Raw genomic sequence first — 16,528 nt, forward strand, 5'->3', positions numbered from 1 at the left:
GCACCCTCTTGCGCCCTGAGTGCCGCAGCTCACACCCGAAAGTCGGACCGAGATGGAACGCCCCGGCATGGTTCATCGTTCTACTACATGTAGGCGCGGCCGGGAATCATGGTCCCGCCCCCACCGGAGGCGACCGCCCTCCGCGTCTGCACCCGGTACCGCCCCGGCTGGCCTCCCCCGACCGGCCGGGGCTTTGCCGTCTCGGACCACTGTGTCCCGGAGCCGGCCTCCGTTGCCGGGGGTGCGCATATGCCAGCTGATCTGGCCAGAATTCTATGGTGACAATGTCGGTCCACCAACGAAAGGCTATTGACCTGCCTAGCCGCAAACTGCCCGGGGGGGGGTGGCTGTGCACGACGAATTCCTGTGCCATGTCACCGCGTACGGAGTCTGCGGCGGCCGACGTGTCGGCGTGCCTCTGGGAACCTATCGCGCGCCGACCCTTCCGCTGGCCCTGTGGTGGCTCAGGGATCGGGCCACCTGGATCTCCGAGCGGCTGGATCCGCGCCCAGACAGCGCCGCTTTCCCGCCACAGGCACTGATCGAGCTGCCGGTGGACGCTCCGGACGTGCCGGGCGCCTTCCGTGCCTGGCGCGACGACCCGGGCCGCCAGGAAAGGGCGGCGGAGGCGCTGGCGGACGGCCTGCTCATGCGATTCACGGTTCGGGACGACACCACGGAATACGAACTTCTTGCGGAGTCGGTCGATGCGTTGCGCATGCAGCGGGCCATTCCGGCGCTGTCGCCCTCCACTGCGGAATCGAAAGGTGATCTCGGCAGTTCTTTGGTGGCTTCTGCAAAGGGAATGCGCAGCGATGATTTTGGTCCGGCGGAATTCTCCGGGCTGCCTTCGGGGGCGGCGCTGCTCGCCCATCTGCAGGGCTCCACCGTCGTGTTCAGCTATGCGGCGGGGTGACGGCCGAGTGTGACTGTCGCCCCGCCGCAGCACCGACGGCCGGTGTCAGCCGCGGGCCGGGGAAGTCAGCACGGCCCCTCGTCCTGCCAGACGCCCCAGGTGCCGGTGGTGCCGGGCTCCTCGTTCTGGGTCCACCACTTCGCCTGCCAGGTGTGACCGTTGTGCGAGACCGTATTGCCCTGGGTGTATACGGCTGCTCCGCTCCACGCCGCCGCAGTGCATGATCCGCCCGGCGTGGGCGAGGGCGATGTCGGGGGAGTGGTCGGCGGGCCGGTGGGTGGCGTCGCCCCGGCGAAGGTCACCGAGTACTTGGCGAACTCCCAGGCCGACTGGGGCACGCTGCTGCAGGTGCCGGATGTTTTGCCGTTGTCCGGGGGGCTGCACTCCCGGTCGCGGTTGAGCGACCAGAAGGTGAAGCGGTCCATGTGATGGCTGGTGGCGAAGTCGAGGACGGTCTGGAAGTCGGACTGCCGGAAGTACTCACCACTGTCACTGCGGCCGTTCATGCCGGAGAAACCCTCATGGGCGTACGCGGTCGCCTCGTTCCAGCCGAAGGTCGACTGGAGGATCGCGTTGAAATTCGTCAGAGCGCCGGTCTGGGCGGCCGCTCCGCTGAAGCCCCCGTCGAAGGGCATGATCGAGAAGTTGTTGGGGGTGAACCCTTGTGCCTTGGCCTCGTTCAGCATCTGCTTGCCGAACCAGCCGGTCCCGTCGGCGGTGCCCGCGGTGGTCACCGACACGTACAGACCCGGGTTGTTCTGCTGGAGAATCCTGGCAGCGCCGATCTCATGGGATACGGCGGCCGTGTTCTCGTACTCCGGTTCCTCCAGGTCGAAGTCGATGGCCTTCAGCCGGTATTTGGTGATGACCTGCTGGTAGGCGGCCGCAGTGGACGCCGCGTCGGAGCACGCCTGCCCGAGCTTGGTGCCGCCGTATCCGCCGATCGACACCGAGACGTCGCCGCCCTTGGCTCGGATCTTACTGATGACGGATCCCACGGCGGTGTCCGACGAAACGGCCGACGTGCCGCCCCAGGTGGGGCTGCAGCCCCCGCCATTGGGGGCCAGGATGAAGGCGAGCTGGAAGGCTTTGAGTCCGGTGGCGTCCATGATGGCGCCCGCGTCCGGCGGGTCGTTGTCCAGGGGCATCAGGTAGGGAGCGGCCGCGTACCAGCGGTTGCTGAGAGCGGTGGGATTCTCGGTCGCACCGGCTGCCTGGCCGGTGGTGAGCGTGGCCAGGCCGGCGGCGGCCAGCGCGGCGGTGGCCACGCCGCAGAACAGTGCACGTATGCGTTTCATGGGGCGGTCTCCTGAGTGGGGCGGGGCCGCCAGAATCGAGCGCTGTCGAGTGCGCGTCAACAACTTGGACTAGACCATTGCTATCTCTTGGGGATCGAAGCTTGCGGATCCCACGCGAAACGGACGGTCCGGCAGAGTGGCGCGGCAGCCACGCCGGACGAAGTCCGGGAGCTACTCGGCAGGGAGCCGTTCACCGCAGCGGCTGCAGAACCGCGCGCCGGATTCCTGGGCAAGACGGCCACACTCGGGGCACACCAGGCTCAGCAGACAGGCCGCTTCGCCGCCCTCCCGTTCGACGGCAGCCGGTGCGACGGCCGCCGGTGCGACGGTCAAGCCCGTGCGGCGGCGGTGTGCGGCGAGGTAGACCAACCCCTCGGAGCCGGCTTCCAGGGCGCGGTGGGATCCCTGCGGGAGCCAGGCGATTCCGCCCGGGACGAGGTCCTGCTCGGCCGCGTCGGTCAGCAGCCGCCCGCGGCCCGCGAACACGCACAACAGGACGTCGGCCTCGGGCTCGACGGGCTTCGCCACCTCGGCGCCCGGCTCCAGCCGAACCACCTGGGCGTCCAGTTGGCGACCCGGCTCCGCGAGTCGCCACAGCGCTCCGCGCTGTCCGGCGGACGCCTCCCGGACGAGGCCCGCGGCGTCGGCGATGACACCGGGGACGGAGGTCGAGGACACGGCTGCTCCCGCTGTGGTCGGTCGGCTGACGCGGAAATGCTACGCCGACAGCCGCCGGAGCGGATGGGCCCGAAGCCGCCGAGTCCGTCAAGTTCGGTCAGTCCGCTCCGGTTCAGCGGCCGGCGCCGAGATGTTCGTTCGTGCGGGCGGGATCGTCCAGCCGTTGGGTGGTGTCCTGATGCAGCAGCCCGATGAGCCGGTCGGCCTCGGCCCGCGTCAGATGGAGCAGCAGGGCGTCGTCGGGCTGCGCGGGCCCCGGCGGGGCGATCACCAGTCGGGCCGTGCTTGCCCCGGCCGAGTCGGTGGTGAAGGAAGGGGGGAAGGCCAGACGCCAGTTGATGAGCGCGTCCCTGAGCCGGCCGTGTGGAGAGCTCAGGTCGCGTGCGACCCAGCCCGTCGTGACCTGAGCGAGGTGATCCAGTTTCTGGGTGTGTGTCACCGCTCCATCGTGGGTCGCTGTCCGGGTGCCCGCCCCCTGGACGCGGCCGGAGAGTGACGGGCCTGTCGTCAGTGCGGCGCGGGGCGCCCGACCGGGGTGATCTGCTCGGCAGCGGGCACCGGCCCGGGCGGGGTGCCGTCGCCGAAGGGGCGGCCGCCCAGTTCCTCGCGGTGGTGCGGAGCCGACCAGCCGGCGAGGTCGGGGCCGAGCGGCACGATCCGGGTCGGGTTGATGCCCGCGTGCACCTGGTAGTAATGCCGTTTGATGTGGTCGAAGTCGACCGTGTCGCCGAAACCGGGTGTCTGGTAGAGGTCCCGGGCATACGCCCACAGCACCGGGTCCTCGGTGAGCTTGGACCGGTTGCACTTGAAGTGACCGTGATAGACGGCGTCGAAGCGTACGAGTGTGGTGAACAGCCGGATGTCGGCCTCGGTGATGCTCTCGCCCACCAGGTAGCGGCGGCCCGCCAGCCGCTCCGACACCAGGTCGAGGCGTCGGAAGACATCGCGGTAGGCGTCCTGGTACTCGCTCTGCTCGGTGGCGAAACCGGCCCGGTAGACACCGTTGTTGACGTCTCGGTAGACGCCTTCCATCACCTCGTCGATCTCGTCGCGCAGCGGCTCCGGGTAGAGGTCGGGGGCGCCCGGCCGGTGGAAGGCGGTCCACTCGGTGGCGAGGTCGAGAGTGATCTGCTGGAAGTCGTTGGTGACCAGTTTGCCGCTGGGCACGTCCACGATCGCGGGCACGCTGACTCCGCCGGGGTAGCCGGTCTCCCGTGCGTCGTACGCCTCACCGAGGAACCGGATGCCGAGTACGGGGTCGCGGCCGCCCGGGTCCAGCGTGAAGCGCCAGCTGCGGTCGTCCTGGATCGGGTCGGTGACGGCCAGCGAGAGCGCTTCCTCGAGTCCCAGAAGCCGCCGCGAGACCAGGGCGCGGCTGGCCCACGGGCAGGCCCGGCTGACCACCAGCCGGTAGCGGCGTTCCTCGGCCGGCCAGCCGTCCCGCCCGTCCGCGGTGATGCGGTCCGCGAAATGGCTCTTGGAACGCTTGAAAGGCTTCTTTCCGTACCCGGTGTTGCCGTCGCTGCCCTTGTTCATCACCGTGCTCCGTTCGTTCGCCGCTGCCCCGTGCGGTGTCCGCACGCGACCCACGTCCCCCAGGCTGACATCGATCGGTGCCGTGCCCCAGCCGAACGTACGGAGACCCTCGGCCCGCGGGGCCGAGGACAGCGGGTCACACCTCGATCTGGCGGGCAGCCGTCGCGACGAAGTAGAACCTGAGAGCGGAAACCGACAGTGCCGCGATGGACCGGAGGGGGAGACTGAATGAGCCCAGAGAACGGCGTGGACCCGGTGAGGGCAGCGCTCGGAGCCGCCGGGGTGGGAGAGGGACGCATCGTTCGCCGTCTGCCACTGACCGGGGGGACCTACAACACGGTGGTCCGTGTCACCCTCGACGACGGGCGGGACTGGGTGGTGAAGATTCCCGCCGCGGGGCTGAGCTATGAGCGGAACCTGCTGAAGGGCGAGGTCACCTTCTACGACTCGGTGGCCGCACTGGGGGAGCCCGTCCTCCCCGAGGTCGTGCGGAGCGAACTGGATCCGGCAGCGACGCCGGGCCCCCATCTGATCATGACCACCCGCGAGGGAGTGCCCTGGAACGAGGCCGAAGGCAGCATGTCGACGGAGGAGTCCGCGCGCCTCAGGGAGGATCTCGGTCGGCTCATCGGCCGGCTCCACGCCGTAACCGGGCCCGGTTACGGCTATCCGGCCGGTTCGCTGGGCCCCCTGGTCCGTACCTGGCGGCAGGCCTTCACCGCCATGACGGACGCGCTGCTCGCCGATGCCGAGCGTTATGCGGCCCGGCTGCCATGTCCGGTGGCCGAGATCCGCGGAATCTTCTCCGCCGCGAGCGACGTGCTGGACGACGTGACCCGGCCTGCCCTGGTCCACTTCGATCTCTGGCAGGGAAACCTGCTGATCGCTGGGGCCCCGGAGGCGCGGACCCTCAGCGGTGTCATCGACGGCGAGCGCATGTTCTGGGGAGACCCGGTCGCGGACTTCGTCTCGGCGGCGCTCTTCGGGAACATCGAGGAGGACGAGGACTTCCTGACGGGCTACGCGGCGACCGGCGGACCCGTCCGCTTCGACGCCTCCCTGCGTCGGCGGCTGGCCCTCTACCGCGGTTACCTCTACCTGATCATGCTGGTCGAGGTGGTTCCGCGTCAGTACGGTCCCGAGCACCGGGAATGGACCTGGAGCCATGCCGGACCTCAGCTCGTCAGGGCCCTGAGGGAACTGGAGCCGGCCGGTCCCGACCGCCGCGGCAGCATCCGGAATAGAGGGGGAGGGGGTTCCGTTGCAGTAGACGGTTCAATATTCAACTAATAGTGAGAGGTGAGAGGGATGCAGTTCGGGATCTTCACCGTCGGTGACGTCACGACTGACCCGACCACGGGGAAGGCACCGTCCGAGCACGACCGGATCAAGGCCATGGTGGCGATCGCCCTCAAGGCGGAAGAGGTCGGCCTTGACGTGTTCGCGACCGGTGAGCACCACAATCCGCCCTTCGTGCCGTCCTCCCCGACCACCATGCTCGGCCACATCGCGGCGCGTACCGAGCACCTCATCCTCTCCACCTCCACCACGCTCATCACCACCAATGACCCGGTGAAGATCGCGGAGGATTACGCGATGCTGCAGCATCTGGCCGACGGGCGGGTGGACCTGATGATGGGACGCGGCAACACCGGACCGGTCTACCCGTGGTTCGGACAGGACATCCGCCAGGGCATCCCACTCGCGGTGGAGAACTACGCCCTGCTGCGTGAGCTCTGGCGCAAGGACGTGGTGAACTGGGAAGGCAAGTTCCGTACGCCGCTCCAGAGCTTCACCGCGACGCCGCGTCCGCTCGACGGCGTGCCGCCGTTCGTCTGGCACGGGTCGATCCGTAGCCCGGAGATCGCCGAGCAGGCCGCCTACTACGGCGACGGTTTCTTCGCGAACAACATCTTCTGGCCGAAGGACCACTTCAAGCGGCTCATCACGTTCTATCGCGAGCGCTTCGAGTTCTACGGACACGGAACGCCGCGGCAGGCAACCGTCGGGCTCGGGGGCCAGGTGTTCATGCGGAAGAACTCGCAGGACGCGGTGCGGGAGTTCAGGCCGTACTTCGACAACGCGCCGGTGTACGGCCACGGACCCTCGCTGGAGGAATTCACCGAGGAGACACCCCTGACCGTCGGCAGCCCGCAGGAGGTCATCGAGAAGACACTGACCTTCCGGGAAAGCTTCGGCGACTACCAGCGGCAGCTGTTCCTGATGGACCACGCGGGCCTGCCGCTGAAGACGGTCCTGGAGCAGCTCGACATGCTCGGTGCGGAGGTCGTTCCGGTGCTGCGCGAGGAGTTCGCCAAAGGCCGCCCCTCCGAGGTGCCGGACGGCCCCACCCACGCGGCGCTCGTGGCGGCGCGGGACCGGGAGCGGAGTACCGAGAAGCAGGACGGCACCAAGCAGGACGGCACCCAGCATGAGGAGGAGGTGACGGCATGACGACGCGCAAACTCGTGGTCGTCTCGGCCGGGCTGAGCCGGCCGTCGTCGACCAGGCTGCTGGCCGACCGGCTGGCGGCGGCCACCACGGAGCAGTTTCGGGCGGCCGAGGTCGACGTACACGTCGTCGAGGTGCGCGATCTGGCGGCCGGGATCGCCAACCACCTGGTGACCGGCTTCCCCGGCCCCGCCCTGCGCGAGGCGCTCGACACGGTGATGGGGGCGGACGGACTGATCGCGGTCACACCGGTTTTCACCGCCTCGTACAGCGGCCTGTTCAAGTCGTTCTTCGACCTGATCGACCCCACCGCACTTGCCGGGAAGCCGGTCCTCGTGGCGGCGACCGGCGGTACCGCACGGCACTCGCTCGTACTGGAGCACGCGCTGCGTCCGTTGTTCGCCTATCTGCGGGCCGTGGTCGTTCCGACGGCCGTCTACGCGGCCTCGGAGGACTGGGGCTCGGACGGGGACCCGCACACCGAGCATCTGCCGGGCCGGATCGCCCGCGCGGGGCAGGAGCTCGCCGCCCTGATGGCCGGCCGGCCGGCGGCGGTCACCGCCCAGGACGCGTACGAGGACATGGCGCCGTTCGCCCAGCAACTCGCCGACCTGCGCGTGGACTGACCGCACCCGAACGGGTGAGCTTCGGAATAAGCATCGGCAGGGCGCTGGTTCGCTGCTGCATGACATCCGAGAAGCAGGCCCGTTTTGGTCACATCGGGATTTGGAGCGCTGCACTGCGTCCCGCCGGCACCGACCACCACAGCGATGTTTCGGAAGCCGTGGCCGAGCTGGACGAGCTCGGCTACGGCACGATCTGGATCGGTGGCAGCCCCTCCGTCGACCAGGTGGCGCCGATCCTCGAAGCGTCCCGGCGCATCACCGTCGCCACCGGCATCCTCAGCATCTGGCAGCATCCGGCGGGGGAGGTGGCGCGGCAGGTAGCGGAGCTGGAGAAGAACACGCCGGGCCGGTTCGTGCTCGGTCTGGGCGTCAGCCATGACGCGATGACTCCGCAGTACGCCCGTCCGTACTCGGCGATGGTCGGCTACCTCGACGCACTGGACACCGCGCCCGATCCGCTTCCGGCAGAGCGCCGGGTACTCGCCGCGCTCGGCCCGAAGATGCTGAAGCTTGCAGCAGGCCGTTCCCTCGGCGCGCATCCCTATCTGGTGACCGCAGAGCACACCGCGCAGGCCCGGTCGGCGCTGGGCCCGGACGCCCTGCTCGCTCCCGAGCTCAAGGTCGTCCTCGACGACGACATCGACCGGGCTCGCACCGTCGCCAGGGAAACCCTCGCCACCTACCTGCAACTCCCGAACTACACGAACAACCTGCTCAGGCTCGGCTTCACCGACGACGACCTCCTCGGTGGCGGGAGCATCCGGCTGCTGGACGCGCTCTTCGCTCTGGGAGGCCTGGAAACGGTGCGCACCCGCGTGGACGCCTACCGGGCGGCGGGTGCGGACCACGTGGCGCTCCAGGTCCTTACGGGCGACCGGCACCACGATCTGCCGCGTGCGCAATGGCGCACGCTGGCATCGGCCTTCTCCCTGGGGTGACGTCGAAGGTCAGCCGCCCGCGGAAGTCGCCGCCCGGGCCCTGTCGACGCGTTGGCGGATCGGAGCATAGTGCTCAGTGATGGCGCGGGCGAAGGCGTCGACGTCGCGTGCGCGGGCGGCATGGATGATCCTGCGGTGGTCGGTCACGGTCCCGGCCTCGCTGGTGATCACACCCAGGTGCGGCACGACGACGGTGCAGACGTCCCAGAACGCCAGCGACAACTGCCCGATGAGCTCATTGCCCAGGGGAGCGACCAGCAGCGCGTGGAAGGCGCGGTCGGCTTCGACGAAGCCCGTTCCGTCACCGCTCCCCGACTGCGTCGTCCCGGCTCAGCAACCCACGGAAGGTGAGCCCTTCCACCAGCGCGGAGATGCTCAGCCCACCGACGTAGGTACCGTACCGTGCCCGTGCCGGGCTTCCACGATGTCCAGCGCGTCCAGGGTTTTGACCGCCTCGCGCACACTGGACCACCTCGCTCCGAGAGCGGCGCTCAACTCGTTCTCCGTCGGCAGCGCGTCGCCCGGGCCGAGCTTGTTGTCGAGAACGTAGCGCTTGATGCCCTCGCTGACCTCCTGCCGCAGCAGACGTACGTCCGGACTCTGCCCGCTGTGCACCCCTTGTGCCCTCTCCTCCTCGGCCCGATTGCTCGCGCCGTTTACCAGCTGTCAGACATCAGATGTCCGACAAGCCACCTTCGGTTCGCGGCTGACACCGTCCGCGAACCTTTCGGCGAAGCGGCCGGGGGCACGATGATGACCTTATGAGCGATCACGACGAGACGGCAGGCAGTCAGAGTGCCTTCGAAGAGGAAGCGCGGCACGTTCTCGCGGTGGGGGCGCGCGAGGAGAAGCTGCGCCGCAGATACCCCATCGAGTCGAGATCCTTCGAACGTACCCGTATGGGCCCCTATACCGCGTACGCGGCAATGGTTCTCGAAGGCACCGGCTGGCGGCAGATGTTCCCGGCTCAGCCGAGCGAGGACGAGGCCCGCCTCGACCTCGCGGCGGTACTGCGCCGGAACACCGCACACCCGCACGTGGGCCCCGGTCGCTACGCCCAGGCGGCTGACGCGGTCGAGAACGGGGCGGACCAGGTCGTCCTGGGCGAGAACGTCTACCGCATCGTCCGTGTCGAGCAGAGCGTCATCATGACCGAGTACGGCCCCGAACCGCCGCAGGCCACCGACCGTCCCTTCCCGGAGGAATTCGACGACCGGGAGTCCGAGCACTGAGAGGCGCCCGCGCCCGGAGATGCGCGGAGCTGGCATGATGCCCAACATGTCTGAACGCGTAATCGCCGCCTGTGACGGCGCGTCCAAAGGAAATCCGGGGCCGGCGGGCTGGGCCTGGGTCATCGCTGACGAAACGGGCGCGCCGGTGCGCTGGGAAGCGGGGCCGCTGGGTACTGCGACCAACAATGTCGCCGAACTCACCGCCTTGGAGCGGTTGCTGGCGGCTGTCCCGGCGGACGTCCCGATGGAGATCCGGATGGACTCGCAGTACGCGATGAAGGCAGTCACGACCTGGCTGCCCGGCTGGAAACGCAAGGGCTGGAAGACGAGTGCGGGCAAGCCCGTCGCGAACCAGGAACTCGTCGTCAGGATCGACGCGCTGCTCACCGGTCGTGCCGTGGAGTTCCGTTATGTGCCGGCGCACCAGGTGAACGGTGACCCGCTCAATGACTTCGCGGACCGTGCGGCGAGCGCGGCGGCGGTCGCCCAGCAGGTCGCGGGCAGTGAGCACGGCTCACCGCAGCCGCCGCGCGCCTCCGGGACCGGGTCTTCCGGCGGCACGGCGCGGCGTGCCGCCGGCGGATCGTCGAAGCGAGAGCCCTCGGTGCGGACGCTCAGCGCCAAGTTCCCCGGTCGCTGCCGTTGTGGGCGGGCCTACGCGGCGGGCGAGAAGATCGCGAAGAACGCGGACGGCTGGGGTCACCCGGCGTGCCGCGCGGCAGATGCCGCCACGGGGTAGCTGGTTCTGGCCGAAAGGCCCCAGTTGAAGAAGTAAGCAATCGGGCGTTTCAGCAGGTCGGCGGGCAGTTTACCGGGAAACCACTGACCATTTGTCCACATGCTGGACGGCTCGCGTGTCATGGAGTGGCCATCGTGAGCTGCCCGAACGACCATTCGGCCGGGTCCCCCGGACGTCGCCGTCCGAAAACCGATCGGCCATGTGCAATGACTCTCCGCGCAGGCAAGACTCCTGTCCGCGATCGATCCCGAGAACGGGATCCCGACGAACAGGAGAGTCATGCCTCACCGTCCGAAGATGACCGGCTCGAAGATGGTCGGCTTGAAGGTGCTCGGCGCAGCAGCCCTTGCCGCAGCAGCGTTCGCGACAGGCGCCACAGGTACCGCACACGCGCAGCCGACCAGCCTCTACGCCCCCTCCGCGCTGGTGCTGACCATCGGGTACGGGGACACCGGCCAAGCCGTCGGCGGCGTCGTGCGGGCCGTCACCCTGAGCTGTGCACCTCAGCCCCAGGGCACCCACCCGGCCGCCCGGGCCGCCTGCGACGAACTCGGAGCCGTCCAGGGTGACATCGGACTGCTCACGACCGCCGGCGACGGCGGGGACTGTACGCAGGTGTGGGACCCCGTCACGGTGACCGCTGACGGGGTCTGGCAGGGGCGGCGGATCGCCTGGCAATCCACGTACGGCAACAGCTGTCGGCTGAACGCGGCGCTGTCCGACAGCGTGGTGTTCAACTTCTGATCCGGCCGCCTCGGTCGGCGGGCATGCCCGGCGCCGGGCATGCCCGCTCTCTCGCCGGGGTCATGCGCCGGGGGAGTACGAGTAAACGGTGGTCGACACGGCGCACACCCCCGGCTGGACGACCTCTGCGCGCAGGGTGCCGGAGTCGGCAGCGTAATCGACCCCCTCCGCCTCGAAAGTCCCCGAGCAGATGCTGCGCGTGGGCAGTTGGAGCAGGGTGGTCACGGTGCCGGTGACCGCCGTGCCGTCCAGGGCGTGCGGGAGATCGACCTGCAGCAGATCCTTGCCGGCGTCGTCGGATACGCACACCAGCCGGGTGCCGGAGACGAAGTCACAGGCTTGGATGTCGGTGACCGTGCGGTCCAGCGTGATCTGGCCTGCTTGCGCCAGTGCGCCACCGGTACGGGGAGTGGCCGGGTTGAGCAGCGGGGTCGGGAAGACCTGCAGACGGTCCTGGTCGCCCCACTCGCCCGAGACCAGCCACTGGGTGTCGGGGGAGACGGTAGCGAAGGAATTATTGAGCTTCTCGCCCGGGTCGAGCTGGTGTACATACTCGTAACGCCGACCGTCCGAGGTGGTGACGGCGTACATCTTCGAGGTCGCGCCGTCGCCTCCCTGATAGGCGTCGAAGGTGTCGCCCTGTGCGATATCGGGGTCACCGATGTGGTTCCAGCCCTTCACCCGCAGCGCGACCGGGATCGAGGCGAGACCGCGGAAGAGCAGGGAGCCGTCCGCCCGGCTCGCCAGGCCCTCGCCGCCGGTCAGCGAGCCGGTGTAGGAAGTGGCGGATTCGGTCCAACTGCCCGTGGACGCGGAGGCGGTAGGCGCGACCGCGGCGGTGAGCGCGAAGGCGCCGGCCAGCGCAACGGCAACGCGGAGCGGCTTGAAGGTCACTGATCCCCCGTCACATGATGTCGGAGGACAGAGCGTAGACCGAACGCGGGCGGGCCTCCACCCCGCGCAGGTTAATTCTTCGGCCTGCCCGGGCTCAGGGCCCCTCCTCGTCCTTCTTGGTGGTGTGGGCGATGCATTCGACGTCGATCTGGTCGGCGAGCTTGGCCAGTTCGATCGTCAGTGCGGCCACCGTCTCCTCATCGGCGTTCGACGACTCCTCCCGCACCGCTCGGAGCCAGCCGGCGCCGAGGGTCCGGAGCATGTTGCTCACATCGGCCGCCGCCACATGCAGCACGCCGTGTTCGTCGGGGACCAGGGCAAGCATCACGTCACGGTTCAAAGCTCTCCGCCTCCAGGTGTCTTCGCGAGGACTCTAATGACACCGTGCCCTCCGACCGGGGACATGGGGCGAGACAGGCGGCAGATCTTTTCCGGCGCCGCGAGGGCGGTGCCGCCGCACGGTTGGCCGGACGCCCCCTAACGAACGCGGGCCACGCCGGCGTAGATGCCGCTCCCCTCGGCCTCCACCACGGGGGTGTCCCGGTACCACTCGGGCGCCGTCACCAGCCCCGGATCGACGAGATCCAGTCCGTCGAAGAATCGCCCGACCCCGGCGCGGGAGCGGAAACCCAGCTGGATGCCGCCCTTCGCGTACTCGGCCGTGACCATCTCGGCGAGCTCGGGATAGAGATCGGATGAAGCATGGGACAGCACCAGGTAGCTCCCGGACGGCAGTGCGTCCACCAGGCTGCGGACAATGCCGTACGGGTCCTGGTCGTCGGGGATGAAGTGCATGAGTGCGATGAGCGAGAGGGCGATGGGACGATCGAAATCCAGGAACTTCCGTGCATGGTCGAGGATGGTGCCTGGTTCTCGGACATCGGCCTGGACGTAGTCGGTGGCGCCCTCGGCGCGGCTGACCAGCAGGGCCTCCGCGTGACGGAGGACGATGGGGTCGTTGTCCGTATAGACGATCCGGGCGGCCGGCACGGTGCCCTGCACGATCTGGTGCAGATTCGGCTGGGTGGGGATGCCGGTGCCGACGTCGAGGAACTGGTCCATGCCCGTACCGGCCAGCCACGCCGCCGCGCGACGCATGAACTGCCGGTTCTGCCGTGCGGCGTCCTTTGCCTCGGGCGGCAGCCTCTCACCCACCTGTTGGTCCACGGGGTAGTTGTCCTTGCCACCCAGAAGCCAGTCATAGACCCGCGCCGGGTGGGGTCTGCTGGTGTCTATCCGAGGCTGGGGCGAACCTGCCGTCATGATGAACTCCGTTGCGTTCGGGGTGGTCCAGGCCGAAGCGGGCAGGGGCCGCTGAGTCGGCCCACGACGCCCTGCCTGCGCAGTCTGCCACAGCAACTCACCTGGAAGCGGGCGGTGTTGCGCGGTGTCGCGGTGTCAGTGCGCGCCCGCCGTCCGCTTCCGGCCTCGGCAATCAATGGACGCTGAATAAGGTTTCATATATAAACATCCTTGGCCAGAGTGCACACCCTGGTCCCCACCCATCCCGGATGGAACGGCACCGCGCGGCCCGAAGAGGCCCGCAGCATCGATGGCATCGCACAGGCTTATCTGCGTTATCTCCAGCTCCGCGGGCTGAACGACGTCCTCGTCGTCGGTTCGTCCGTCGGCGGCTGGATCGGCGCCGAGATGGCGCTCCGCGACGCTGACGGAATCATGACCGGACTGGTCCTGATCGATGCCGTCGGAGTCCATGTCGACGGCGAATCGATCCGGGATGTCTTCGCCCTCGACGCGCGGGAAGTGGCCCGGTACTCCTTCCACGACCCTGAGCGTTTCCTGGTGACCCCGGCGGAGATGGCGGCCGGGCAGGACGAGCGGCAGCGCGCCATTATGGCGACGCTGAACGCCGTGGCGGGCCGTCCCTATATGCACGACCCCACGCTGCTGCACCGTCTGCCGGGAGTCACCCTGCCGGCCCTGGTGCTGTGGGGCGCGAGCGACCGGATCGTCACCCCGGCCTATGGACGGGCGTACGCGGAAGCCTTGGGCGACGCGCGCTTCGAGCAGATTGCCGAAGCCGGCCACCTGCCGCACCTGGAGCAGCCGGACGCGGTGTTCACGCTGATCGACACCTACGCGAAAGGCTGACGGCGGCGCATCCGTCGCTGCTGTTCCCGCTCAACCCTGCTCGTCGCCGATCCGCAGGAGCAGGCCCAGCAGCACGGTGCGCTCCGCATCCGACAGCGAGGCGAACGACGCCGCGAGGACCTCGTCGGCGACCGCGTGTCCCGCCGCGAGCAGCTCCGCGCCGCGCTCTGTGAGGTAGTGCTCGATGCGTCGTCCCCGGCCCGGCCGGCGTTCGACCAGCCCCTGTGCGAAGAGCCGGTTGGCCAGCGTCCCGAAAGCCTGGTCGCTCTGGAACGTGGCCAACGCCAGGGCGTGGGCCGAAGCCCCCGGCGAGCGATCGATGGCACGAAGCGCGTCCCATTGGGCGAGCGTGGTCCCGACGGCAGAGAGCCGGATGTCGAGCGCCCGATGGTGGCGGTACTGGGCCTGCTTCACGGCTCGACCCAGAGTCTGCAGGTCAGTGCTCATGGCCCGACCGTAACAGCCTTTCTAAGCTTACGTATATCGCTCACTTCCCTGCCGGATTCCAGCTCCGAGCAGGGAGGGAGTCCACGGCGAGCAGGCCCGGCACCCGCTCGACGGCCCGCTGGATGGCCTTGGGGCTGGTGCCTACCCGCGTTCCCCCAACAGGTCCCGGGTGCTTTCGACGAGGCGTGCCGACGTACTCATGACAGCGCCGTACCTACGGGTAGGTCGGGGTCCGCGCTGCTGCGGACCGTGCACGCAAAGTGACACGCGTAACTTTCTGTTGATTCACAGGCATAAGTCACGGGCGCCGGGGGAGGTGACCAGACCGCTGGTGTGAACCAGTGGCGAAAAGCCCAGTGAGGAAAGGCGTACCCAGGTGCCGGCAAGCGAGACCATTCACGTTGACGGGGTATGGCGAGCCGCCACGTCCGGCGCCACGCGGGCGGTGCTCGACCCCGCCGACGCGCAGACCCTGCAGATGGTCGCCGAGGGCGGCGTCGAGGACGTCGACGCGGCCGTGCTGGCCGCGCACCGGGCCTTCGCCGGTGGCCAAGGCCAGTGGCCGCGCACCCCGGCGTCGGAGCGGGCCGCACTGCTGCGCCGGGTCGCCGGCCTGTTGCAGCGCGACCGGGAAGAGATCGCGCTCATCGAGAGCCGCGACACCGGCAAGACGCTGGAGGAAGGCCGGGTGGACGTCGACGACGTCACCAACGCCTTCAACTACTTCGCCGATCTGGTGGTCAACGAGAGCGGCGGTCGGGTCGTGGACGCCGGATCACCCGACGTGCACAGCGTGGTCGTGCATGAGCCGGTCGGCGTCTGCGCGATGATCACCCCCTGGAACTATCCCCTGCTGCAGGCCAGCTGGAAGATTGCACCGGCCCTCGCGGCAGGCAACACCCTGGTCATCAAGCCCAGCGAGGTCACCCCGCTGTCCACCGTCCATCTCATAATGCTGCTGGTGGAGGCGGGCCTGCCCGCCGGGGTCGCCAACATCGTCACCGGAGCCGGCGTTCCTGTCGGGGCCCGGCTCGCCGAACACCCGCAGGTCGACCTGTTCTCCTTCACCGGGGGACTGGCCAGCGGCACCACGGCTGCTCAGTCGGCGGTGGCCGGCGCGAAGAAGATCGCTCTCGAGCTGGGCGGCAAGAACCCCAATGTCGTCTTCGCCGACGCCTGCGCCACCGACGTGGCCTTCGACACCGCCGTCGACCAGGCGCTGAACGCCGCCTTCATCCACAGCGGGCAGGTCTGCTCGGCCGGCTCCCGGCTCATCATCGAGGAATCCGTCCGGGATCGCTTCGTCACCGAGCTCGCCCGCCGCGCCGAGCGGATCAAACTCGGCCGTGGCACCGCCGAGGGCGTCGAATGCGGTCCGCTCGTGTCCCAGCAGCAGCTCGACAAGGTGGCGGGCTACGTGGCGTCCGCCCTGGCAGAAGGGGCGAAACTGCGCTGCGGTGGAAGCCGTCCCGAGCCTTCGGAGCAGCGCCCCGCCACCGGCTATTTCTACGCACCCACCGTCCTGGACTCCTGCCACCGCGACATGTCGGTCATCCGTGAGGAGATCTTCGGGCCGATCCTGACCGTGGAAGCCTTCCATGACGAGGAGGAGGCGGTGGCCCTGGCCAACGACACCGAGTACGGACTGGCCGGCGCCGTATGGTCCGGCGACACGGCGCGGGCCCGCCGCGTCGCCGCGCGGCTGCGCCACGGCACCATCTGGATCAACGATTTCCACCCCTACCTTCCGCAGGCGGAGTGGGGCGGTTTCGGCAAGTCCGGCATCGGCCGGGAGCTGGGCCCCAGCGGTCTCGACGAGTACCGCGAGTCGAAGCACATCTACGAAAACCTGAAGCCTGAGCCGGTGCGCTGGTTCGCGGGCTGAGCGCCCGTCTGTTCGCGGCAGCACGTATACGC

General features: G+C 68.9%; 17 protein-coding genes and 2 pseudogenes. 10 read left to right on the forward strand and 9 right to left on the reverse strand.

Features of this window, described 5'->3' with window-relative positions; genetic code table 11:
- Positions 1-349: 349 nt before the first annotated feature.
- A pseudogene (locus AB0M87_RS13645) lies at positions 350-742 on the forward strand (hypothetical protein); the annotation flags it as partial.
- A 239-nt stretch (positions 743-981) separates the two neighbouring features.
- Here the strand turns inward: AB0M87_RS13645 and AB0M87_RS13650 are convergent.
- From AB0M87_RS13650 to AB0M87_RS13665, 4 genes are all read right to left on the reverse strand, one after another.
- The gene (locus AB0M87_RS13650) at positions 982-2,214 is read right to left on the reverse strand and encodes a carbohydrate-binding protein (RefSeq protein WP_365852234.1); all 1,233 of its coding nucleotides are present in this window, start codon (positions 2,212-2,214) and stop codon (positions 982-984) included.
- A gap of 171 nt (positions 2,215-2,385) precedes the next feature.
- Positions 2,386-2,892: a hypothetical protein gene (locus AB0M87_RS13655; protein ID WP_365852236.1), complete on the reverse strand. Its 507-nt coding sequence runs from the start codon at positions 2,890-2,892 to the stop codon at positions 2,386-2,388.
- Positions 2,893-3,004: 112 nt separating this feature from the next.
- Positions 3,005-3,331 (reverse strand): hypothetical protein, encoded by a 327-nt coding sequence (locus tag AB0M87_RS13660; RefSeq protein WP_365852239.1) that lies wholly within the window; start codon positions 3,329-3,331, stop codon positions 3,005-3,007.
- Positions 3,332-3,399: 68 nt separating this feature from the next.
- Entirely contained in the window at positions 3,400-4,428 is a 1,029-nt protein-coding gene (locus AB0M87_RS13665) for a glutathione S-transferase C-terminal domain-containing protein (protein WP_365852241.1), read from the reverse strand.
- Between the two features lie 228 nt (positions 4,429-4,656).
- Here AB0M87_RS13665 and AB0M87_RS13670 point away from each other — a divergent pair, with 228 nt between their 5' ends.
- The 4 genes from AB0M87_RS13670 to AB0M87_RS13685 are packed head-to-tail and all read left to right on the forward strand — an operon-like array spanning position 4,657 to position 8,443.
- The gene (locus tag AB0M87_RS13670) at positions 4,657-5,718 is read left to right on the forward strand and encodes an aminoglycoside phosphotransferase family protein (RefSeq protein ID WP_365852243.1); all 1,062 of its coding nucleotides are present in this window, start codon (positions 4,657-4,659) and stop codon (positions 5,716-5,718) included.
- An 18-nt stretch (positions 5,719-5,736) separates the two neighbouring features.
- The gene (locus AB0M87_RS13675; protein ID WP_365852245.1) at positions 5,737-6,882 is read left to right on the forward strand and encodes an LLM class flavin-dependent oxidoreductase; all 1,146 of its coding nucleotides are present in this window, start codon (positions 5,737-5,739) and stop codon (positions 6,880-6,882) included.
- Positions 6,879-7,505: an FMN reductase gene (locus AB0M87_RS13680; protein WP_365852247.1), complete on the forward strand. Its 627-nt coding sequence runs from the start codon at positions 6,879-6,881 to the stop codon at positions 7,503-7,505. Before AB0M87_RS13675 ends, AB0M87_RS13680 begins: the two co-directional genes overlap by 4 nt.
- A gap of 59 nt (positions 7,506-7,564) precedes the next feature.
- On the forward strand, positions 7,565-8,443 hold the full coding sequence (locus AB0M87_RS13685) for an LLM class F420-dependent oxidoreductase (protein ID WP_365852249.1): 879 nt from the start codon (positions 7,565-7,567) through the stop codon (positions 8,441-8,443).
- A 9-nt stretch (positions 8,444-8,452) separates the two neighbouring features.
- Here AB0M87_RS13685 and AB0M87_RS13690 read toward each other — a convergent pair.
- Positions 8,453-9,058, reverse strand: a pseudogene (locus tag AB0M87_RS13690) (FCD domain-containing protein).
- A gap of 146 nt (positions 9,059-9,204) precedes the next feature.
- On the opposite strand from AB0M87_RS13690, the gene AB0M87_RS13695 reads away from it, so the two are divergent.
- The 3 genes from AB0M87_RS13695 (at position 9,205) to AB0M87_RS13705 (ending at position 11,158) form a co-directional block, all read left to right on the forward strand.
- Positions 9,205-9,675 carry a DUF5954 family protein gene (locus tag AB0M87_RS13695; protein ID WP_365852251.1) on the forward strand — a complete coding sequence of 157 codons (471 nt, stop codon included), beginning with the start codon at positions 9,205-9,207 and terminating at the stop codon, positions 9,673-9,675.
- 34 nt (positions 9,676-9,709) lie between these two features.
- The gene (locus AB0M87_RS13700) at positions 9,710-10,414 is read left to right on the forward strand and encodes a ribonuclease H (RefSeq protein ID WP_365852253.1); all 705 of its coding nucleotides are present in this window, start codon (positions 9,710-9,712) and stop codon (positions 10,412-10,414) included.
- 279 nt (positions 10,415-10,693) lie between these two features.
- Positions 10,694-11,158 (forward strand): subtilase-type protease inhibitor, encoded by a 465-nt coding sequence (locus AB0M87_RS13705; RefSeq protein WP_365852255.1) that lies wholly within the window; start codon positions 10,694-10,696, stop codon positions 11,156-11,158.
- A gap of 60 nt (positions 11,159-11,218) precedes the next feature.
- On the opposite strand, the gene AB0M87_RS13710 is transcribed toward AB0M87_RS13705, so the two are convergent.
- From AB0M87_RS13710 to AB0M87_RS13720, 3 genes are all read right to left on the reverse strand, one after another.
- Positions 11,219-12,052 (reverse strand): hypothetical protein, encoded by an 834-nt coding sequence (locus tag AB0M87_RS13710; protein WP_365852257.1) that lies wholly within the window; start codon positions 12,050-12,052, stop codon positions 11,219-11,221.
- A 94-nt stretch (positions 12,053-12,146) separates the two neighbouring features.
- The gene (locus AB0M87_RS13715) at positions 12,147-12,392 is read right to left on the reverse strand and encodes a DUF6213 family protein (RefSeq protein ID WP_365852259.1); all 246 of its coding nucleotides are present in this window, start codon (positions 12,390-12,392) and stop codon (positions 12,147-12,149) included.
- A gap of 137 nt (positions 12,393-12,529) precedes the next feature.
- Positions 12,530-13,315, reverse strand: a complete 786-nt coding sequence (locus AB0M87_RS13720) for an SAM-dependent methyltransferase (protein ID WP_365852261.1) — start codon at positions 13,313-13,315, stop codon at positions 12,530-12,532.
- A gap of 219 nt (positions 13,316-13,534) precedes the next feature.
- On the opposite strand from AB0M87_RS13720, the gene AB0M87_RS13725 reads away from it, so the two are divergent.
- Entirely contained in the window at positions 13,535-14,164 is a 630-nt protein-coding gene (locus AB0M87_RS13725) for an alpha/beta hydrolase (RefSeq protein ID WP_365852677.1), read from the forward strand.
- Positions 14,165-14,194: 30 nt separating this feature from the next.
- On the opposite strand, the gene AB0M87_RS13730 is transcribed toward AB0M87_RS13725, so the two are convergent.
- Positions 14,195-14,611 (reverse strand): MarR family transcriptional regulator, encoded by a 417-nt coding sequence (locus AB0M87_RS13730; RefSeq protein WP_365852264.1) that lies wholly within the window; start codon positions 14,609-14,611, stop codon positions 14,195-14,197.
- A gap of 376 nt (positions 14,612-14,987) precedes the next feature.
- On the opposite strand from AB0M87_RS13730, the gene AB0M87_RS13735 reads away from it, so the two are divergent.
- On the forward strand, positions 14,988-16,496 hold the full coding sequence (locus tag AB0M87_RS13735; protein WP_365852266.1) for an aldehyde dehydrogenase family protein: 1,509 nt from the start codon (positions 14,988-14,990) through the stop codon (positions 16,494-16,496).
- Positions 16,497-16,528: the final 32 nt, after the last annotated feature.

The organism is Streptomyces sp. NPDC051320 (assembly GCF_040682175.1).
Taxonomy (GTDB): Bacteria; Actinomycetota; Actinomycetes; order Streptomycetales; family Streptomycetaceae; genus Streptomyces.